The sequence below is a fragment of the Streptomyces sp. NPDC003034 genome (assembly GCF_053591375.1).
Map to the genome: position 1 here is coordinate 22,451 of NZ_JBSFTS010000035.1, position 20,757 is coordinate 43,207.

Here is a 20,757-nt window from a genome sequence, read left to right on the forward strand (position 1 = left end):
GGGCACCTCCCGCAAAAGAGCACCGACAGCTCACCCAGCAGACCACCGAACACCGGGCGGCAGGATGGCGGTGTGGACGCCGATGCACGGATCGCGTTTTCCCGGGCCGCCGAGGCCGCATGGGACACCGTGCGGAAGAGCCCGTACGCCGAAGCCCTGGGCGCCACACAGCACCAAGCGCCGGACGTCGATACCCTCGAAGCCCGACTCACCGAGATGCGCGAGCACCGGGTGCCCGACCGCGTCTGGCAGCTCGACAGCGCCGACTAGAAGAGGACCCCCCACGTACACGGTCAGGCGATCCGGGCCAGGAACGCGGCGACCATGTACCGGACCATGGCCGCCGGCGCCCGCACCGAGAAGAACCTGCGTGCCGCGCGGATCACCATCCAGCGCAGGAAGCCCAGAGCGCCCGCCGCATCGCCGCTCAGAGCAGTTCGTACCAGCCGCCGGCGCAAGGCCGCTCAGGGCCGTCGCGAGAGCGCGGCAAGTTCGCCTCAGTGGCACGCCCACGCGTGCCACCGAGGCGAGTTCAGTTGCGGGTGACGGCGACGAGTATGCCGATGACAGCGGCCATGAGCGTCATCGCGGCAAGGGAACCGGCGAGTGGGGCGGCCCAGGCGGGGCGGTGCAGCAGCAGTGCCAGGGCCCCGGCTCCGACGAGCAGGGTGACCACGGCAAGGAGCAGGATCAGGAGCAGGGCAGTTAGGGTCACGCCTGCTTCTCCCGCCACGCAGAGGCCGCAGCGGCACGCTCGGTGTACCGGGTGCCGAGGCGCTGGAGCTTGCGGCGCACCCTCGCGCCCAGGGCGGCCGGGTCGAAGCCTGTGACCACGGGCGCGTCCAAGTCGATGACCATGGCTGCGGCTTCCGCCCAGGTGGTGATGCGCGTATTGGCCCAGGCCATGGCGACCGCGCGCTCAACCGGGGTGAGCTGGGCGAGAACCGCGGCGATGCGGGGGTCGTCGGGCAGGGTACTGGTGAGCACCTCGTACGGGTCGGGGCCGCTGGCGGCGAGGTCGTACATGGTCATGCCGTGCCCGAAGGAGAAGTCCAGGCTCCAGATGCGATTGGCATTGAGCCTGCGCCGCCAGAGCGGGGCCAGCTGCTTGTTGATGACGCGCGCCTCATCCCTGAGGGACTCCAGCGCGCTCAGGGACAGCAGACCTTGACTGAACGGCAAGTCAGCCCATGTGCCGATAAGGGCAGTTGAAACCGGCTCCTGCCATCCGCTCCAGAATCCGAGCCCTTGCCGGGTGAAGGCGTCGACGCTGGCGCTGTCTCCCGTCAGGGCGGCCTGTCGGGCATTCAGTGCCCGAACGACGTCCGGCACGGGCGGCCCCATCTCGAGGAAGCTGGCGGCGATCGATTCACCGGTCGGCTCCAGGGTGGGGACCGCGGCGTAGTCGTCGCCGAAGCTGAGCAGGTTGCGGAAGCCGAGCTGGAGGACCTCCTCCGGAGGGTGCTCGCCCTGGCCGCGGGCTCACTCATACTCACGGCCTGCAGCGGAAGCAGCGGCAGCGGCAGCAAGCTCGACGGTACCTACTACATCAAGGACGTCAACGGCACGTCCAAACTCGGCCAGCTGGTCGTCAAGGGCAACAGTGTCTCGCATCATGAGTACAACTGCGATGGTGTCTACGAGAAGCCGGGTGTGACCAGCACCGGCGAGTTCAACAAGGATCAGTCCCAGATCATCTGGACGGTCGCCGGAGACGACAGCCGCAACAAGCGGACCGGCAGCGAGTTCATCTCAACCAGCGAAACCTCGATCAGCATCAGCGGTAGCGCGTACGTGCGTGACAACTCCGATGCTGGCAAGGCTCTGCTGGACGGCTACAAGGCCAAGTGCGGTAAGTAGCGTCGACGTCTCGCTCGGCCGGACAAGCGACGCCGGAGGGCAAGAAGAACGCCGCCTTTTACCGCAGCCTTGGCTTTCTTTCTTACGAAGAGAAGCAGATGGCGGCGTTCGGGCTGCCAAGGGTCCGTACCCAGGGCGACACGAACGCCTGATGGTTACTCAGCCGCTGGCCGGATACTCGCTCCACACCCTCCCCGCGGTCTGAATCAGCGACTGCCCCACTGACCAAGAGCTACAAGTACGTGGTGCACATATCCCTGTACTTGGTGGAGCACTCACAGGAGTACGCCGACACCCAGGCCCTCACCGCCCTCGATGCCGAGTACACCCTCGACGCGGACCCCGCCGTCACCGACTACCTCCGCCGCACCACCCGCCGTACCGCAGACGCCCTGAACGATTGACGGCCGACCCTCTCAACGCTCCAGGGCAAGTGCGCGGCAGCCTCGATCGCGCGAGCTGGACTGACCAGTAGATCATCGGGGCGCGCGGCATGAACGTGCCGAACACCCGTCCACCGGGTACGACGTGCGCGAGGTCGGAGCCCTCCGCCGTTTCCGCTGGAGGGCCCCTGTGGTGAGACTGAGGCGAGCGAGTCATCCCCGGTGAGTTCGGCTCAGTCCTCGCGGCCATCGTCATCGTTCATTTACTTCGTCCCGTCGGTGGATGCACTCGAGTGCCGATCGTGAAGCTCTTCATCTGGAAAAGTCAGTCCGCTGTTTACGCGCCGTGCACGTCCAGTTGAGTGTGGGCGGACTGATATGCCTGCATCGACGACGTCGGCGAGGGCCCGGCCGCCGACCGTTACCGCGCCGCGGCCGTCGAGTTCTCCGACCGGTACGCCGGGACCTACCTGGGACGACGCGAACTGCGAGCGCTGGTCGCCAACCCCCGCCTCCAGGTCTATGAGGACCCCAAGGCGTTCCTGACCTGCAACCACGACGCGTTCACCGCGCTGTGCAACCCCGACCGCGACCGGGCGCGCGACGGCGGCCGCAGCACCCCCGACCACTCTCGCTGCCACCCGGCGTGCGCGAACATCAGCCGCACCGACGGCCAGATCACCGCCCTGCGCACCGAGGTTGCGCGGATCGAGGCGGACGCCGATGCCGGCCTCGACCCCTACCCCATCGCCGCCCGCGAACAGCAGCGCAAGGACCACCTCACCGCCATCATCCGCCGCCACGACGCCCAGCAGCCGGCCGACACCGAACCCACGGAGCGCCAATGAACACCCCCGCCGCGACCGCGCCCGGCACGCGCGACGGCGCAGCGCTGGCCCAACTCGTCGGCGAGGCCCTCACCCGCGCCCAGGGCCACGCGGACACCGAGGACGCCGCGGAGATCAGAGCCATCACCGACGCCATGGTGCGATTGCTGATCGGCGCCCCGCTGCACTCCGACGGCAAGCTGACCGTCGTCTCCCTGGCCACCGAAGCCGGCCTGCGCCGCAACAAACTCACCCACAAGCACACCGGCCTCAAGGACCTGTTCTACGCCCTGGTCAAGGCCCGCGCACCCGTCCCCGAAGGACTGCCCGACTCAGCGCGGGCCCGCGCGGCCAAGCAGCAGCAGGACCTGGCCCGCGTCCGCGCCGAACGCGACGATCTGCGCGGACAGGCGCAGCTCCTGGCCCGGATCGTCCACGTCCTGGAGATCGAGAACAACAAACTCAAGGAGACCAACGCGGCCCTGGAGCAGCAGGTGGCGGCTCAGTCCTCCGTCCCCGACCTCACCCGCCGGCGGCGCCGGCCCTGACTGACGCGTCAACGCCGAGCGGCGGCACCGCCCGGGTGTCGCCGCTCTTGTTACGGAGAATCCCCCGAGCCGACGGCCCCGGCCCCGATCAGGAGACGGGACCAGGCGTCGATGTCCACGTCTTGCGGATCTCGATGACCTCCAGCTGCTTGTCACCGGGAAGCTCATCGAAGAACCGGGCATCCCCATACGCGTGCTGCTTGGCCTCCGTGGCCTGTTCTTCGGAGGCCGCGCGGAAGGGCACCCAGGCCGCCGTACACCATGGCTCGTCCGGCGCGTGAAAGCGGTGGAGTGTCCCATGGTCGAAGCACCAGGCTCTACGGGGCCCCTGCGCGCGGGTTCGCCTTCAGACAGCCGGACGGTCTTGCCTTCGCCTACCTCAAATCCAGCGCTTTGTCCTCAAATTCACAACTCACGGTTGAGGATGTGGGCGCAAGGCCGCCGCTGGGTGAGGAGGCGGCGCTGGCCTCGGTGATGGTCCTGGTCGTGAACCCGACGCGGTCGACGAACGGCCGGAAGAAGCCGGGGGCTGCCGCGACGATTGCATGGGCGCGGCCCGCGGTGATCGTCTGCGCCCGACGTTCGATGCCTGACACGATGCTGCGCACGGCCTTGTCGACGGTGCACATCCGCCACAGTCCCCGTTCGTTGCCTCCCCACAGGCGTCGGCCTGCCGGATCCGCGTGGATCGCGTCCATCATCGGCGTTTTGAGGAACGTGTGGTGCAGGGTGCCGACGTCGACGCCGAGGTGCCGCACTTCCAGGCGGATGCTGTTGCACATCGCCCAGACTCCGGCCTTGCTGGCCGTGTAGGGGGCCTGGAGCGGGGAGTGCACGAAGGCCGCCATGGAAGAGGTGGCCAGCAGATAGCCGCGTTGATGCTCGACGTGCGGCAAGGCGGACTTGAAGGTCCGCCAGACTCCGCTCAGGTTGACGTCGACAATGCGTTCGAAAACCTCGGGGGTGAGGGTGGCCATCGGGGCAACGGCGCTCACGCCGGCGTTGGCGATGACGACGTCGATGCGACCGAAGTGAGCGGCGGCGCGGTCGATTGCCGACCGGACGCTGTCGAGATCGGTCACGTCCGCCTGCGCTGCCCAGGCGACGCGGGAACCGCCGAGCGCGTCGGCCTGGGCGGCGCTAGCGGTCCCGTCGAGGTCGAGGAGGGCGAGGTGCGCACCTCGGCGCCGCAGCGCCTGGGCGACGGCGGAGCCGAGCCCGCCGGTGGAGCCGGTGATGACGACGGTGCGTCCGGCGAGGTCGTAGCGGCTCATAGAGCTCTTTCGGGACGGCTGGATTTGTCGGAATGTCCGGGACGGTTAGTCCAAGTCTTGTCAGGTGGAGAGGGGAACATCGTCTGCAGGCTGAGGATTGGCGGTTGCGGCGGTGTGGTGTCGGCGGAGTTCGGGGCCTTGCCGCAGGGGAAGACGGCGGCGCCAGGGGGCTGGTAGCCACCAGTTGGCGTTACCCGCCAGCTTCATGACGGCCGGCACGAGCAGGGGGCGGATCACCGCAGCGTCCAGGAGGACGGACAGCGCGACGGTGACAGCGATGCTTTTCAAGAGGGCGACGTCGGTCACTGCGAGCGCCAGGAGAACAATCAGGACCACGGCGGCCGAGGCGGTGAACAACGGAGCGGCGGCTTGCAGGCCTTCGGCGGTCGCACGGACGGTGTCGCGGGTACGGTCGTGCGCCTCGGTGATGCGGGCCAGCAGCAGGATCTCGTAGTCCATCGACAGGCCGAAGGCGAGGAAGAACGCGATGAACGGCAGTGAGAGGTCGGTGTTGCCGGTCATGGTGAAGTCGCCGACCCATTGGCGCAGATGGCCTTGTTGGAAGACGTAGACCATCGCACCGAAGGTCGCCGTGAGGCTGAGCATGTTGATCAGCAGTGCCTTGAGCGGCAGGAACAGGCTACGGGTGAAGGCGAGCAGCAGGGCCAGGGTCGCGACAGCCACGACCACAAGGGCACCGGGTAGGTGGTCAAACGCCGAGGTGCGGGTGTCCAGGAAGTCAGCGGTGGCCCCACCGGTGAGGGCTGGCACGGGGGCCGGTTGAGTGCGGACGGTGTGCAGTAGGTCGACAGCGGCAGTGCTGTAGGGCCAAGGTGTGGAGTTGATCGCCAGCCAGGTGCCGCTGGGCAGGGTGAATCGCCGTAGTCCTGAGCAGGGGTGATGCGCAGGTGGTTCTTCGGTGGGTTTGCACAGGGGGCCGGCGGGCTTGCCGTTGAGGTAGGTGCCGGTCGCGGTGCGTAGTCCTTGGACGCCGGGGAGGCGGGACAGATTGCGGGCATAGGCATCGAGGCGCTTGGCGTCGTAGGGGCTGACGGGATGCCAGTCGGGCAGGACGACGTCGATCTCGGTCCCGAGGTGGGGGAAGTCGGTATGCAGACTCCTCATGGTCCGGGCGACCGTTGAATCGGCGGGCAGGGCACGTTCGGCACTGAAACCGAAAGTCACATCGCGGAAAGGCAGAGCGAGCAGGAGCAGCAGGGCGCTGGTCAGGGTGAGGACTACAAGGGGGCGGCGCATGACGGCGGTCGCGAGGATCCCCCAGCGGGCGGCGGCCCGGGCGGCCTGGCGTCGACGGGCGAGGATGTCCCGCCCGGCCAGGCGTTCGCCGAAGCAGGCAAGGGCGGCTGGGACGATCAGGAGGGAGGCCACCGCGGCCAGAACGATGACGCTGATGCCCGCCATGGCCAGCGAGCGCATCAAAGGCACCCGGAACAGCAGGAGTCCCAGCAGTGAGACGGCGACGACGCCGGCGGAGGTGATCACGGTGCGTCCGGCGGTGCGGGTGGCGAGGACCACCGCTTGGGCGTGCGGGCGTCCGAGGGCCAATTCTTCGCGGTAGCGGGCGATGATGAACAGGCTGTAGTCCACGGCCAGGGCAAGCCCAACGGCCGTGGTGAGACTGAGGGCGAACGCGGAGATTGGGGCGATGGCGGCGACGGCGCGCAGGATGGCGGCGGTGCCCATAATGGCGACAACGCCGACGGCCAGAGGCACAAGAGCCGCTGGAACGCTGCCGAACATCAGGAACAAAAGTACGAACGTGAGGGGCAGGGCCAGCAGTTCCATGCGCACCAGGTCCCGCTCGCTGTACATGCGAATGGCGCGGGTGACGGCCGCCTCGCCCGCCGCCCGGGTCTGCAGGGGGCCGTACCGGCCGTCGGCATGGGCGAGGACGTCGGCGGTGGCGGCGTGCCGAATGGGCTCGGTGGTGTCCAGCCATACGGCGATGAGGGCCGTGTGGCCATCGGTGGCGCGTAGCAGTGGGTCCGGCGGGGACGGTGGCGTATGAGCGGCGGTGGTTGGGCTGAGAGGGCCCGTCCAGTACGAGTCGACGCCGGTAACGCCGGGTACCTGGCGCAGATCCTCGGCAAGCCGGGTGCCGGCAGTGCGCGCAGCCGGATCGTCGACGGACCCGGTGGTGCGGGCGAGGAGCAACAGAGGCGGCATACCCCCGTGAGGGGACTGCGCCAACCGGGTGCGTACCTCCGCCGCCGGGGTGTTCTCGGCAAGCCAGCCGCCGCTGCTCAGGTGTGCGGAGACTCCGGAGGACAGCAGACCCGTGAGGACGACGAAGAGTGCGGCAGCGGCCAGGACGAGCCGGTTGCGGCGCACTGCCCACCGGGCGAGCGCGGCGAGGGAGCCCGGGATGTGCGAGCCGTCGGGGTGCAGGGGTGGCTCGCACATCACGGTCGGCCTCTCTACTACAGGTGTACGGGTCGGTGGGGTCAGGGGGTGTGTGCGCTCAGTGCGGGCCCGGCCGGGCCCGCCACGGGCAGAGCCGGCGCTGTTGAACTGGGCGCGGCCGGCGCCGGCACGGTGGGGGTCTGGTGGCCGAGGCGGATCAGGGCGCGGCGGGCCAGGTCGGTGATGCCCTGGGCGTTGAGGAATTCCAGGGTCGGCAGTTCGCAACCCAGGCGGCGGCGTGCGGCGACGACGGCTTCGACGGCCATCAGGGAGTCCAGGCCGAGCTGGTCCAGGCGGCGGTCGCGGTCGAGGCGGGCGGGGTCGGTCTGCAGGATCTCGGCCAGCACCTGGGTGATGGCGTCGGCCGCCAGGGTGAGTGCTTCGTCGGGGGTGGCGGTGGCGAGACGGTGACGTAGCTGATCGGGTCCGTCGTCCTGGGGGGTGTGGAGGGGGATGAGACCGGCGAGGCGGGGGGTCTGCACGGCCGGCATCATGCTGCGGATGCGGGCCCAGTCGATCCTGGCGGCGGCGGTGACGTCGGTGTCCTGGGCGACGGCGTCCGTGAGGGCGGTGCAGGCTTCGGCGGGGGTGAGGTTGTCCAGGCCGAGGCGGGCGAGCATGTCGGTGATGCCGTGGCGTGCGGCGTAGCCGGTGTCGCCGACAGCGCCCCAGGCCATGGTCGTGCCGGGCAGGCCGGTGGCGCGCCGGGTGCGGGTGAGTGCTTCGAGGTAGGCGTTGGCGGCGGTGTAGTTGGCCTGGTAGGCGTTGCCGAACCAGGCGGTGACGGACGAGCAGGTCGCGAACAGGTGGAGGTCGCGGTCGCGGGTGAGTGCGTCCAGGGTGGCCGCGCCGAGCATCTTGGGCTCCAGCGCGGTGCGCAGACGTTCGTCGGTGAGTTCGGCCAGCGGCGCGTCGTCCAGGGCCATCGCGGCGTGGATCACCCCGCCCAGGGGGAGGCCGTCGGCGTCGATGGTGGCGAGTGTCCGGCGCAGGTCCTCTTCGCGGGTGACGTCAGCCGCGTGGGCAGTGGCGGTGGCGCCGCGCTGGGCGAGCGTCTGAATCAGTTGGGGGGCGCCGGGGGTGTCGGTGCCTCGGCGGCCGAGGAGGGCGAGGTGGCGTGCGCCGTGGTCGACGAGATGGTGGGCAAGGGCTGCGCCGAGTCCGCTGAGTCCGCCGGTGACCAGGTAAGTGGCGTGCGGGGAGAGCTGCAGGGGCGGGTCGATGCGCTCCAGGGGAGGTGGCTCCTCGAAGGTGATGACGACCTTGCCGAGGTGGCGGGAGCGTTGCAGGACGCGCAGTGCCTCGCTGATCCGGGTGGCCGGGTAGGCCAGGTGCAGCAAGGGGCGGTAGGTTCCGTCCGCGATGAGCTGGGCTGTTTCGTCGAAGCAGGTCCCGGCCTGGGGCAGGCGGCCGGAGATGAGCTGGTACGCGTCCACGCCGAAGAAGGCGATGTTGTTGCTGAAGGGCCTCAGCGCCAAGGGGGTGGAGGTGTAGATGTCGCGCTTGCCGAGTTCCAGGAAGCGCCCGCCCGGCCGCAGGAGCTCCAGGGTGCGACTGATGGCCTCTCCCGCCAGAGAGTTGAGGACGACGTCGACGCCCTGCCCGCCGGTGAGGTCGCGGACGTGCTCGGCGAAGTCCAGGGTGCGGGAGTCCAGGACATGGCGGACACCGAGCATGCGCAGCAGGTCGCGCTTGGCAGGGGTGCCGGCCGTGGCGATGACGTGGGCGCCGCGGGCTTGGGCGAGCTGGAGGGCGGCAAGGCCGATGCCGCCGGCGGCACCGTGGACAAGGACGGTCTCGCCCGCCTGGAGACGCGCGAGGCGCTCGAGGGCGTGGTGGACGGTGAAGTAGACCACCGGCAGGGTGGCGGCTTCGGTGAACGTCATGCCGTCGGGGATGGTCTCCACGAGGCGGGCGTTGACGGTCACGTGGGAGCTGAGGCTGCGGGGCGCGAGAGCGTAGACGCGGTCGCCCGTTGTGAGATGGGTGACGTTGGCGCCGACTGCGGTGACCGTGCCGGCGCATTCCAGGCCCAGGGCCAGCCCGTCCGGCAGCGGTGTCTCCGCGCCTGGGGGCAGGAGGCCAACGGCGAGCATGACGTCGCGGTAATTGAGTGCGGCCGCTGCGACGGCGATGGTGACCTCGTCATCGGCGGGCTGCTGCGGCCGGTCCGGGGTCCAGGTGAGCCGGGGGCGCAGGCCGGCGTCGTGCAGGCGCAGCGTGAAGGGCGTTGAGCTGGGGGCCTCGGGTGCGATGGTGGAGGCGGCCCGGGGGACGGTGCGCGGGACGAAGCGCCCGCTGCGGGTCAGGACGACCTCGTCCTCGTCGGTGGGCTGGAGCAGTTCGGCCGCCAAGCGCCGCGCGTCGCCGGCGGGCCGGGCACCGGCCTCCAGGGAGATGCGCCGGATGGTCAGATGAGGGATCTCGTTCGCCAGGGAGCGGGTAGCGCCCCACAGTGCCGCGTCCTGAGGAGCGCCCGGTCGTTCGGGGGCGGGGTGGATGCCGCTGGGCCGGGTGACGATCCACAGGTTGGCTGCGGCCCCGGCCGGCAGGTGTGAGCCGGTTTCGGCGAGGTCCCGCAGCACACCGAGTCGGGCGACGGCTTGGTCGCACATGTCGGCGGGGCTGTCGCCCGAATCGGCGTCGAAGACCAGGACCGTGTGCGGGGGCTGTTGCTCCCCCGCGTCCTGCGCCCAGTGCCGAGGTGTCTGGTCCAGGCCGGCGACGCGGACATCGGCGCCCGCCTCGACGAGAACGTCGACGAGGTCACGCAGCAGGTCGCCGTCGGGGTTCTCCCCGGCCAGCAGCCAGCGCGTGTCCGGGGAGGCGGGCGGCGCGAGGGGGGCGAGGAGGGCGGTGGTGCGGGTCGCGCGGCGGGCGCAGAGGACTGAGTACTCGAGTTCCGGCAAGGCTTGGTCATGCCCGAGCTGGGCGACCTCGTCGAAGCCGCACTCGCGCAACAGTGGTGCCCATGCCTCCCCTGGCAGCAGAGGGGAGTCCTGGCGCAACGGGGCGTCGGTGAAGTCCCAGAATCCCTCGAGGGTGCCGAAGCAGGGGGCCAGCAGACCGGGTTCGTGGGTCTCGTGGGCGAGGAGTTGTCCGCCGTCGGCAAGAAGGTAGGTGATGCGGGCGAGCGTCGCACGCAGGTCTCGGGTGGCGTGCAGGACATTGGTGGCGATCACCACGTCGAAGGAGCCCGCGGTGAAGCCCTGCTCGGCCGGGTCCTGGTTCAGATCCAGACAGCGGTAGTCGACGAAGTCGAAGTCGGCGAAGCGCGCCTTGGCAGGGGGGAAGAAACCGGCGGACAGGTCGGTGAAGGTGTATGCGGTGCGCTCGGCCGGCAGGTGGGGCAGGAGCAGGGCGGTGCTGCTGCCGGTACCGGCACCGACCTCCAGGATGCGCAGCGGCCGGTCCTCCGGCCAGGTGCGGACCTGTTCGCGTACCAAGGCGAGCAGCAGCTGATTGTGGAAACGGGGCTGGACGGCGTCGCTGTAGAAGTACTCGATCAGGTGGCGGTCGGGTTCGTCGAAGAGCAGCGTCAGCGGATCACGCTTGCCGCGCAGGACGTCGGCCAGGTGCAGACAACACCGGCCGAACAGGGACGTCTCGACCGCATGCCGGGGGAAGTCGCGTACGAGTTGCTGGAACAGCTCCAGCGCCGGAGGGCCGTCGGTGTCGGGAAGGCGCCAACGTGCAGGGCGGCCTTCTCCGGCCTGCTGGGTCTGGCGCAGCAGACCGCGGGTGGCATGGGCGAGAAGCTCGGCCAGACGGGTGTGGCGGGGCTGCATGCCGCCTGCCACCAGATCACCGGTGTCGAACTCGCTCTGCCCTTCCGGCAACAGCTGGGCGAACGCGTCGGCGGTCATGCGTGAGCAGCACTCGCGTAGACGCTGCAGCCCGGCTTCGTGCCCTTCCTCGCGCCAGGTCTTCTCCAGACGGTCGCGGTAGGGAAGACACGTCTGCGCCAGGGTGGTGGGCGAGGGCAGGGGGCCGGGCAGTGCCGGGTCGGCAGTCCCTGGAGCGGCGCGCAGCACGTTGACGAGGTGCTGCACGGGTTCGGTGGGGGTGTGGCCCATGCGACGCAGCCGGCAGCCGGTGAGCTGGAGGCAGATGTTGCCGTCGGTGTCGGACAGGGTGATGTCCCAGCATGTTTCCTGGGGGTTGCTCTCTCGCAGGCGTACGTGGATCAGGCCGCTCAGCGGCGGGGTGTGCCACAGGCGCAAGGCTTCGACGGCGACCGGAAGGAACGGCAGGTACTCGCCGTCGACGCTGGTCAGGCAGCCGCCTGCCTGGAGTGCGCCGTCCAGGAGCGCCGGGTGGACGTGGTATCCGTCTGCGGGTTCACCCAGGGTGTAGGAGGCGAGGGCTTCGCCCTCGTGCAGCTGCAGCTCCGTCAGGACCTGGAAGGCGGGTCCGTACACGAGGCCGGCGCGCCGGGCCCGGGCGTAGTGCTCGGTGACGTCCATGGGGGTGTGCAGGCGCGAGCGCAGGGCGGCGAGGTCGACGGAGGGCGGCGCGGCGGCCAGCAGCCGTCGCACGCGGGCCCGGGCGTAGGGCTGCCAGGGCAGGTCGTCGCCGGTACGGGCGGCGATCGTCAGCGCCTGGTCGCCGTCGCTGAGCGAGACCTGTACGCGTACATCGGCGGCCTCGTCATCCCAGGGCAGATCGAGGGCACGGGTGATGAGGAGATGGTTGACCTCGACGGGGGAGTCGTGAACGAGCCCGCCTGCGGCGAGGGCCATCTCCAGATAGGCGGCGGCGGGCATGACGGCTGAGCCTGCGACTTGGTGGTCGGCCAGCCACGGCAACCGGGTGGGTTCTACCAGGTTGGACCAGCAGGGCTGCTGCACGGGGACGCGTGCCCCCAGCAAGGGGTGCTGCACGGGAGTGGTCTCACCGGCGACGCGCAGCCACCATTGAGGGTCACCGTGCCATTGCCGCTCGCGCTGCCAGGGATATGCCGGCAAGTCGGTCGTGCGTCCGGGCTGCGGGAAGAAGACGTCCCACTGGATGCGGGCGCCGGCGGCCAGCACCTGGGCCGCCGCGGTGTCGACAGCGGCGGGCCCCGGCACGGCCCGGGCACAGGTAGCCGTGACCAGCATAGGCTGTTCCGATCCCTTGACCGCCTTGCGCAAGTAGGGCCGCAGGACGGGGTGAGGACCGATATCGACGAAAATGTCGAAACCGTCATCGAGCAACGTATGCAGGGCCGGTCCGAACAGCACGGGCTCGCGGACGTTGCGCCACCAGTAGTGGGCTCCGAGCTCCTCGCCTGGGCAAACGGTGCCGGTGACCGTGGAGACGAACGGAACAGCGGTGGTGGCAGGGCGCAGCCCCTCCAGGGACGCGAGCAGGCCGTCCCGTACGGGGTCCATGGCTTGGCTGTGGAAGGCGTAGTCCAGCTCTAGCATGCGGAAGAAGACCGCGCGCAGCTCCAGGTCGGCGCCCAGGGCTTGGAGGTGTTCCTCGGGACCGCAGATGGTGACGTCCTGGTCGCCGTTGACAGCGGCGATCTCCAGAGCGCCGGCGTATGGGGCGAGTTCCTTGGCCGCCTCCTCCGCGGACAGGCCGACTGCGGCCATGCGGCCTCGGCCGCGCGTGGCTGCCTGAGCACGGCTGCGTTCGGCGACCACCCGGGCGGCGGCAGGCAGGTCGAGAGCACCGGCGATGTGGGCGGCGGCGATCTCGCCGACACTGTGGCCCAGGACCGCGGCCGGGCGGATGCCGCGGGCCTTGAACAGTTCCACCAGAGCGATCTGGAAAGCGAACAGCAGCGGCTGGGCGATCTCGGTGGCCTCGATGCGTGCGGGGTCGGCGGCGGCCATCTCCTCACGCACCGACCAGCCCAGGTGGGGCCGGAGCGCGTCATCGACCCGGTCGAGCGCTGCCCTGAACACGGGTTCCTCGCGCAGCAGGTCCGCCCCCATCCCGGCCCACTGGGAGCCGTTACCGCTGAAGGCGAACACCACACGGCCCTCCGCCACAGCCTGTCCTGTGGCGGTGGCGGCGGGCAGGGGCAATGCCCCCTGGCCAACGGCCTCCAGCGCTTCGGCTGCCTGCCGGGCGCCGGGGGCGAGGACCACGGCCCGGTGGGGGTGCAGGGTACGACGACAAGCGGCCGTCCACGCGACGTCGTAGAACCCCTCGGAGGTCTCCTCCTGCAGCCGCTGAGCCATGCGGGCCGCCGCGGCCTCCAGCGCCTCCGGGGTGCGGGCCGAGACCACCACCGGCAGCACACCCTGAGGCGGCTCGCTCGGTTCGTTGTCGGGCACTTCGGGCGCGGCGGCCAGGACGACGTGCGCGTTGGAGCCCCCGAAACCAAAGGAGTTGACGCCGACCACGGGCCGCTGCCCGGCAAGAGACCTGGCTTCGGTGCACGGATCGAGCTGCCAGCCCTCGAAGTCGATATGAGGGCTGAGCGGCTGCGCGTGCAGGGTCGGCGGGATACGGCGGTGACGCAGGACAAGCAGGGCTTTCACCAGTCCGGCCATGCCGGAAGCGGCCTCCAGGTGACCGGTGTTGCTCTTGACCGATCCAATCGGCAGCGGCGCAACCGTGCGACGGGCGCCCAGGGCCCGGCCGATGGCGTCGCACTCGATCGGGTCCCCCACCGGTGTTCCCGTACCGTGGGCCTCCAGATAGGACAGGTCATCGGCGCTCACGCCGGCCTGGGCGTAGACCTGCTCCAGCAACGCAGCCTGCGCCTGAGCGCTGGGGAGCGCCAGCCCCGTGGTGCTGCCGTCACTGTTGACGCCACTCGCCAGGATCACCCCATGAATGCGGTCACCGTCGGCGAGCGCATCGGACAGCAGTTTGAGGGCCACGACGCCGCCGCCCTCCGCACGCACGTAACCGTCGGCTTCAGCCGAGAAGACACGGCAGCGGCCGGTCGGCGACAGCATGGAGGCGGCAGAGAAACCGGTGAAACCGAACGGACTGAGCAAGACGCTCACCCCACCGGCCAGAGCCATACGCGCGCGGCCCGCACGCAGCGTCTCGCACGCCTGGTGCAGGGCGGTCAGGGCCGAGGAGCAGGCGGTATCCACCGCCATGCTCGGCCCGTGCCAGTCAAGCAGGTGGGAGATACGATTGGCGGCGTTGGTCGCCGCCAGCCCAACCATTGAGTACGCGTTGGGCGCATCACCGCCGGTGGACTGCAAGTCGGCGTAGTCGTGGCTCGACATGCCGACGAACACCGCCGTGTCAGAGCCGGCGGTGGCGGCCTGGTCGATGCCAGCGTCGTCCAAGGCCTCGACTGCCATCTCCAGCAGCAGCCGGTGCTGCGGATCCATGCGCGCCGCCTCGCGCGGTGAGACCCGCTGGAAGTAGCCGTTGTCAAAACCGGTCACGTCCTGGAGGAATCCGCCCGCCGCCGTGTAGCTCTTGTTGCTCCTGCGACGCTCAGTGTCGACGAACCGCTCGGGGTCGAACCGGTCCGGCGGGACCTCACCCACCAGGTCGCGTCCCCCCTGCAGTGCCTCCCACAGGTCCTGCGGTCCATTGACGCCCCCCGGCAACCGGCACGAGAGGCCCACGATCGCCACGGCGGGCCTGTCAGGGTTCGTGGGGGCCAGAGTCACAGAGATCTCCCAGTGCACAAGAAAAAAGGGGGGGGCAGCCAAGGCGCCTTGCAGGTGATGGCACGCGAAAAGTGCTTCCGCCGCCGGTGACGACGTGATCTTAGGGAGAGCGACGAACAGTCCATGCATGCGTTGCGGCGCGGGGGTGAACGCGAGAGGCAAATCTGCAGCACGTATGGGGTGAATTCGGCAGATCCCGCGACTTAGGGCAGGTTCTTTCATTCACCCATGTGCGTGAAGTACGTGGCGCTCCCGCGGTGCTGACGTGCAGGAACTTCGCGCGGGCGTCAACGGATCGCCCGTCGATCCCCGAAAGGGTGGCGGTAGCTGAGTGTTCCTTCAGGCCGCCGGTATGGTCGCCGATGTCGTGAGCCGTCCCCACACGCGGCTTCTTGCGTCCACGGCAACAAACGTGTCACCGCCGCGCTTTCGCGCGCCGCGACCCAGCCGACGAAGGCCCCTTTCAAGGCGGCCGCAACGTTCCCGGAAGGTAGGCCATGAGCAGTTCACCGGTCGCCGTGCCCGACGTCCAAACCGATGTCACCGCTTGCGGCTGGTGGCGTACGTGCACAGTCCAGGTCATCGGCGAGGTGCCGGCAGGACAGCAGGCGCTTCGGTCCTTCCTGAACCATCTGGTCGCCTCCTTCGAGGTACAGGGCCACACCGTCCTGGACCGCTCCCACGGCGACGTCGACCTGATGCTCATGTGCGGGCACATCCCCGAGGGACCGCAACCCCTGCGGGAGAGGATCCCGGACACCTACCCACCGCTGAGTGCCATGCTGCGCCACCAGCATGGCCTGCGCCGCAACCCCCGCCATGTCGTCGCCGTGGTCGAGGTGCCCGAACGCCTCAGTATGCTGCCCCACGCAGAAGTCGTCGCCACCGCCCGCACAGCCATGGGTCGGCTCGGCGCGGCCAAGGTCCTGTTCGTGTCCCGCGGCGACGCTCCCGGTCAGGTGGCAGAGGTGACGTTCTGCAACATGGAGGGCGGTCATCCCACCGAGATCATGAACATCGCCGACCGCATGCGTGATCGGCTGGTCACTGCGGCGTGCGCCCGGCAGGTCGCTGAGGACTACGACACCGTCCGGGACGCGATCACCCCCGAGGCGTGGCAGGCCAGCACCGCGCCTGAGCAACTGGCGTATGCCGGCCGTCGGATGGGCGAGCTGGGACTGCTGCCGGCGCCGGTCAAGGTGTCCGACTTCGTCTCCGACCAGCTGGCCGACATGTACGAGGTCTACATGGGAATGCGGGGCTTCAGCGAAGGCATGCTGTTCGCCTTCGACCCCGATCTCAACTGCCTGGTGGTCAGCGCCTCAGGTTCCTGGGACGTCGACAAGCGCAACCTGACACGAGAGCAGACCGTGGCCGTCGAGCCGCGCCTTGCCGACGGTCAGCGCCTGCGCGTCCTGGCCCCCAGCGGCATGCTGCCGATGCAACCATCAGTAGAGACATGGGAGATCTGCGCCCTGATGGAGGCATGCCCCACCGTCCGCGTCACGAAGGACCCGTCAGGTACGTGGGTTCTGGACCCGGACGGAGAACGCGAGGTACCCCTCATCCGGGCTGGCATCCACGCCCACGTCGGGGTCGTTTCCAGCGACGAAACGGTGATCGAAACCGTCGAGGCGGACCGCGAGCAGTTCCCCTACGGCTTTGGCTGCGGCACCGACCTGACTGTCGAGATCGCCCGTGACACCGTTCGCCGGTCGCATGCCGTCAACGATCCGGCCGATCCGCGGACCTATGTGCGCTGGCCCTTGCTGTACCACGGGGAGATGGCCGTCGAACTGTGGAAGCCCGGCCTGGCCGCCCAGCCCTTCCAAGGCTTGCTCGACCTGTACGGCACGGCAGTGCACTTCACACCCGACGACGTCCCCCAGCCGGTATGAGTGGGCAGTCCGCCTCCGGCCCGTGGACAGAACCCAGTAGAGAGCGGCCTGCCAGCGTCGGCTGTAGCCGTGCCGCCGGCCCCCCGATCAGTAATCGCCGCCGCCCGTGACGGGCCCGGAACCCGGCAGTACGCCACTCTTTCGCGACGCGATGAGCAGGGCTGCGGGCTGCGGCCGATCGGCTCCTCCCTCGCTCGGTCTTCGTAAACGAGGCACCGCGACATGACCTTTTCGTCCGTCCGCCCCCAACCGTCGACACGGCCGCTGACCCCCGACTGCGGAGTGGTGCCGGGACTGCGCATCGGCCAGGACCTCCTGCGCGGCGACCGGCTGCTGCTCGCCCTGGCAGCCGTCCTGTCCCTCGCTTCGGCCGCAGCCAGTCTGGTGGTGCCGTGGCTGGTGATGGGCGTGATGCATGCTCTCTCCCGGCACCAGTCGGTCACCCAGGCCGCCGTGGGCATAAGCGTCGCTGTCCTGAGCGCGGCCGGACTGCAGGCCCTGAGCGGGTGGTTACTGGCGGGAGTCGGCGAGCGCGCTGTGCTGCGTCTGCGTCGCCTGGCCATGGGGCATCTGCTGCGGCTGCCGCTGCGCGCGGTACGCGACGAGGGCACCGGCAGCCTCACGGCCAGGGTCACCTCGGACGCTGCCCTCCTGCGTCTGCTCATCGAAACCGGTCTCGTCCACCTCCCGGTGGCGCTCATCGCCACGGCGGCCACGCTCACTGCCATGGTTGTGATCGACTTAAGCCTCACCATGGTCGCCGTCGGAGCCTTCGGGCTCACCGGAGCCTGCATCGCCCTCATGACGACCCGGATGAAACGCCTCGCAGTCGCCCAGCAGCGCGCGCTCGGACAGCTTGCCCAGAGCCTCACCGCCCACCTCGCCGCGCTCGTCACCGTCAAGGCCTGCCGCTACGAGAGTGAGGCCGTACACAAACTCGGACACGCCGCAGATGCCGTTCGTTCGGCGTGTCTGCCCGCCTCCCGTCTGCAGTGCCTCATCGGCCCGGTCGTGAGTTTGGGCCAGCAGATTGCCGTCCTCGCCGTCGCATTGGCAGCAGGGCAGCAGATCATGCACGGAGAGCTGTCCCTGGCCGCCTTCAGTGGCTTCTTTTTCTACCTGCTGCACCTCACCTCACCCCTGACTGTCGCCGCCGTCGGTATCGGCCATCTACAGGTGGGACGAACCGCGCGAGGCCGCTTCCACCACCTCCTCACTCGCCCAACAGAAGCGGAACAGGACACAATCGCAGCTCCCGTCCTGCCCCTACCCCATCCCGACGCACAGGCAGTGACCTTCCGCCGTGTCACCTTCCGCCTTCCGCACGGCAACCCCGTCTTGGACCATGCGAGTTTCCACGTCCCCGCGACCGGGCTCACTGCCCTCGTCGGTTCCTCAGGCGCGGGAAAGTCCACGGTGCTCACTCTGATCAACCGCCTCGCACAAGCCGAGCACGGAGAGATCCGCGTCCTGGGAAGGTCCGTCAGCAACTGGCCCCTCGGCGACCTGCGCCGACGCGTCACCTACGTCGACCAACGGTCCACCCTCATCGAAGGCACCATTCGCGAGAACCTCCAGCTTGGCCTCGCCGAACCGCCCAGCGATGCGGAGCTGCTGGAAGCGTTGGAGAGGGTCGGGCTGCGCCACGCAGTGGTGTGCCTCCCTCAAGGCCTCGACACGCCCCTGGGTCGCGTCCAGGACCTGTCCGGCGGCCAGCGCCAGCGCCTCGCCGTGGCCCGTGCCCTCCTTACCGACAGCGACATCCTCCTCTTCGACGAGCCGAACTCCCACCTGGACGGCATCAGCGACCGCCTCGTCACCCGAGCCCTCGACGACTTGGCGACCACACGCTGCGTCATCGTCGCCAGCCACCGGCTGTCCACCATTCGCAGAGCACGGCACATCATCCTGCTCACAGAGCACGGGACAGCAGTCTCCGGCAGCCACGAAAGCCTCCTCACCCGCAGCCCCCACTACAGAGAACTCACCTCGGTGATCTCCGAAGGTGGCACATCCCTCCCCGTTCCGGCATCGACTCTCCAGTGCTCCCCGAGAGCCGCACAAGCCGGGACATGCCCACCCCGGCGGGAGACTCCGACATCCCCGCCCCCCTCACGAGGACACGGTCCATGGCCAAGTACTCCCTGTTGAAGAAAACCGTCTTCATCACCGGAGCCGCAGGCGGCATCGGTGCAGCCACCGCGCGAGTCCTGCACGCCCGAGGCGCCAACCTGGTTCTCACCGGTCGCAACGCCTCCTCTCTCACCGATCTCGCCCGCGAGCTGGGCGAGGAACGAGCGCTTCCGTTGTCGGTGGATGTGACCGACCGGGCATCCCTGCACAGCGCGATGGCCCACACCATCGACCGGTTCGGTGCGCTTGACGTCGTCTTCGCCAACGCAGCGATCGGTCCGGACGTGCCCGCCACCATCGCCACGGTCGACCCGGAGCTGTTCGAGCGCATCATCGAGGTGAATCTCGTGGGGGTGTGGCGCACGGTGCGCGAGGCCCTCCCGCAAATCATCGCCAGCCACGGCCACGTCTTGGTGACCTCGTCCACATACGCGTACATCAACGGAGTCGTAAACGCCCCCTACGCAGCGTCCAAAGCAGGGATTGAGCAGTTCGCCCGAGCCCTTCGCGTCGAGTTGGCCATGCACGGAGCCACGGCCGGCGTTCTCTATCCAGGGTGGGTGCGAACACCGATGACTCGATCGGCGCTCGGAGGACACGAACTCACGACCCGGATGCGCGAGGTCGCCTTCCCTCGCCTACTGGCAGCCGCTATCTCCCCGGAGGTAGTCGCGTGCCAGGCGGTTAAAGGGATCGAGCGACGCGCGACACGCATCACTGTGCCGCGCCGCTGGCAACCTGTCGGGATCTTGCGCGGCATCGTCAATCCGCTCTCCGACCACTTCTTGTCCCGCCACACCAAGCTCCAACCGCTTTTGAGGACTCTCGAAGACACAGCCCGCAGCGGAGCTATGCCCCCCGCTTACTCCTCTGTACAGGCGATTGCCTCAGCGACCCTGTCCCCCTAGCGCTACCGCAGTACGGCGCCAGTTCGGGTACCAGCCGATCCGGACCCATCGTGATGGGTAAGCCGAATAGGGCCACCCCGCACAGCCTGTCCTCGCCAGCGCTGACGTCGTATAGGCCGAGACGGAACCGGGCGAACGGAAACGACCTGGTGTAGTGCCACCACGAAGCCCTTCACCGCCCTCGGACAGCAGCTCAACGACGTCGCCGGGCATCGAACCCGCCCTCGCTGAGGTGCTGCCAAGAATGCCGTCGGGTCGTCAGAGCTGGCACCACGCCGAGGCCGTGGGACCTCGGCAAATCCAGCGCAAGACAGGGCGCCTTGGGTGGCAGTCATCGGCCGCAGCCCTCTCGTCCTGGTACCGTCATCGACCAAGCGGCAACACACGGGAACCGTCTGCAGAACCAGTGCGCGCCGCGGTGCCGGACGTTGCGGGCGCCGACCGTGGCCAGGGCCTCGCGCAGCCAGACGGACGGGTCGCAGCCGGGGCGCGGCCGCGAAGCACCGAGCGCGGTGAGCTGGGCTGCGGCGTACTCACACCCCTGCTCCTGGCGCCGGATCTTCTGCGCCGCCCGGTCGTGGAACACGGTGCCGTCCGGCAGCAGCTTGACTGTGCGGGCGGTGGCCCGGCCGGCGTACACCGCGTTCGTCGCCGCGTAGATCGTCCCGACGTGCCCGGGCGTGAATGGGTGCGCCCGTGACATCGGATGGGCGTCAGCAAGGATGTGAGGGCTGTCCCTGGTCATGGTGCGCTGTAGTAGTGATCACGGCTGTCACGAGATGACCAAGCTGCTGTCGCGGGACGCCCATCGCGAGGATGGCTGGCTGCCCTGGGCGTGCCTGTTCACGTGGCGCATCACCGGCGATGCCGGTACGCCCGTGATGGCTTGCGCGCAGGGTGGGGTGGAGTGATTGTCGGCCTG

General features: G+C 69.2%; 16 protein-coding genes. 8 read left to right on the top strand and 8 right to left on the bottom strand.

The features are described 5' to 3' along the window. Positions 1 to 72: 72 nt before the first annotated feature. Complete coding sequence (locus ACWDX7_RS26000; protein ID WP_451492807.1) at positions 73 to 270, top strand: hypothetical protein; 198 nt, start codon at positions 73 to 75, stop codon at positions 268 to 270. A gap of 262 nt (positions 271 to 532) precedes the next feature. Here the strand turns inward: ACWDX7_RS26000 and ACWDX7_RS26005 are convergent, their stop codons facing one another. Continuing rightward, the gene (locus ACWDX7_RS26005; RefSeq protein WP_451492808.1) at positions 533 to 715 is read right to left on the bottom strand and encodes a hypothetical protein; all 183 of its coding nucleotides are present in this window, start codon (positions 713 to 715) and stop codon (positions 533 to 535) included. Continuing rightward, entirely contained in the window at positions 712 to 1,182 is a 471-nt protein-coding gene (locus ACWDX7_RS26010; RefSeq protein ID WP_451492809.1) for a hypothetical protein, read from the bottom strand. The genes ACWDX7_RS26005 and ACWDX7_RS26010 overlap by 4 nt, the downstream gene beginning before the upstream one ends. A gap of 66 nt (positions 1,183 to 1,248) precedes the next feature. On the opposite strand from ACWDX7_RS26010, the gene ACWDX7_RS26015 reads away from it, so the two are divergent. Together ACWDX7_RS26015 and ACWDX7_RS26020 are read left to right on the top strand one after the other, a co-directional pair. Further along, positions 1,249 to 1,860 carry a hypothetical protein gene (locus tag ACWDX7_RS26015; protein ID WP_451492810.1) on the top strand — a complete coding sequence of 204 codons (612 nt, stop codon included), beginning with the start codon at positions 1,249 to 1,251 and terminating at the stop codon, positions 1,858 to 1,860. A 245-nt stretch (positions 1,861 to 2,105) separates the two neighbouring features. Next, entirely contained in the window at positions 2,106 to 2,264 is a 159-nt protein-coding gene (locus ACWDX7_RS26020) for a hypothetical protein (RefSeq protein ID WP_451492811.1), read from the top strand. A 242-nt stretch (positions 2,265 to 2,506) separates the two neighbouring features. Here ACWDX7_RS26020 and ACWDX7_RS26025 read toward each other — a convergent pair whose 3' ends face one another. After that, positions 2,507 to 3,088, bottom strand: a complete 582-nt coding sequence (locus ACWDX7_RS26025) for a hypothetical protein (RefSeq protein WP_451492812.1) — start codon at positions 3,086 to 3,088, stop codon at positions 2,507 to 2,509. On the opposite strand from ACWDX7_RS26025, the gene ACWDX7_RS26030 reads away from it, so the two are divergent. Continuing rightward, complete coding sequence (locus ACWDX7_RS26030) at positions 3,088 to 3,618, top strand: hypothetical protein (protein WP_451492813.1); 531 nt, start codon at positions 3,088 to 3,090, stop codon at positions 3,616 to 3,618. The two genes, ACWDX7_RS26025 and ACWDX7_RS26030, sit on opposite strands and share 1 nt — an antisense overlap. 88 nt (positions 3,619 to 3,706) lie before the next feature. Here the strand turns inward: ACWDX7_RS26030 and ACWDX7_RS26035 are convergent, their stop codons facing one another. From ACWDX7_RS26035 to ACWDX7_RS26050, 4 genes are all read right to left on the bottom strand, one after another. Then, positions 3,707 to 3,862 (bottom strand): hypothetical protein, encoded by a 156-nt coding sequence (locus ACWDX7_RS26035; protein WP_451492814.1) that lies wholly within the window; start codon positions 3,860 to 3,862, stop codon positions 3,707 to 3,709. A gap of 130 nt (positions 3,863 to 3,992) precedes the next feature. After that, positions 3,993 to 4,892, bottom strand: coding sequence for an SDR family NAD(P)-dependent oxidoreductase (locus ACWDX7_RS26040; protein WP_451492815.1), 900 nt, complete (start codon positions 4,890 to 4,892; stop codon positions 3,993 to 3,995). Between the two features lie 60 nt (positions 4,893 to 4,952). Continuing rightward, a complete protein-coding gene (locus ACWDX7_RS26045) occupies positions 4,953 to 7,244 on the bottom strand; it encodes an MMPL family transporter (RefSeq protein ID WP_451492816.1) in 2,292 nt (763 codons plus the stop codon). Positions 7,245 to 7,357: 113 nt separating this feature from the next. Further along, complete coding sequence (locus ACWDX7_RS26050; RefSeq protein WP_451492817.1) at positions 7,358 to 14,914, bottom strand: SDR family NAD(P)-dependent oxidoreductase; 7,557 nt, start codon at positions 14,912 to 14,914, stop codon at positions 7,358 to 7,360. 479 nt (positions 14,915 to 15,393) lie between these two features. On the opposite strand from ACWDX7_RS26050, the gene ACWDX7_RS26055 reads away from it, so the two are divergent. The 3 genes from ACWDX7_RS26055 (at position 15,394) to ACWDX7_RS26065 (ending at position 19,835) form a co-directional block, all read left to right on the top strand. Continuing rightward, positions 15,394 to 16,794: a hypothetical protein gene (locus ACWDX7_RS26055; protein WP_451492818.1), complete on the top strand. Its 1,401-nt coding sequence runs from the start codon at positions 15,394 to 15,396 to the stop codon at positions 16,792 to 16,794. A gap of 222 nt (positions 16,795 to 17,016) precedes the next feature. Then, positions 17,017 to 18,945 (top strand): ABC transporter ATP-binding protein, encoded by a 1,929-nt coding sequence (locus tag ACWDX7_RS26060; protein WP_451492819.1) that lies wholly within the window; start codon positions 17,017 to 17,019, stop codon positions 18,943 to 18,945. Next, positions 18,924 to 19,835, top strand: coding sequence for a short-chain dehydrogenase/reductase (locus tag ACWDX7_RS26065; RefSeq protein WP_451492820.1), 912 nt, complete (start codon positions 18,924 to 18,926; stop codon positions 19,833 to 19,835). The genes ACWDX7_RS26060 and ACWDX7_RS26065 overlap by 22 nt, the downstream gene beginning before the upstream one ends. 331 nt (positions 19,836 to 20,166) lie before the next feature. On the opposite strand, the gene ACWDX7_RS26070 is transcribed toward ACWDX7_RS26065, so the two are convergent. Beyond that, positions 20,167 to 20,580, bottom strand: a complete 414-nt coding sequence (locus ACWDX7_RS26070; protein WP_451492821.1) for a hypothetical protein — start codon at positions 20,578 to 20,580, stop codon at positions 20,167 to 20,169. Positions 20,581 to 20,614: 34 nt separating this feature from the next. On the opposite strand from ACWDX7_RS26070, the gene ACWDX7_RS26075 reads away from it, so the two are divergent. Next, positions 20,615 to 20,746 carry a hypothetical protein gene (locus ACWDX7_RS26075; protein WP_451492822.1) on the top strand — a complete coding sequence of 44 codons (132 nt, stop codon included), beginning with the start codon at positions 20,615 to 20,617 and terminating at the stop codon, positions 20,744 to 20,746. Positions 20,747 to 20,757: the final 11 nt, after the last annotated feature.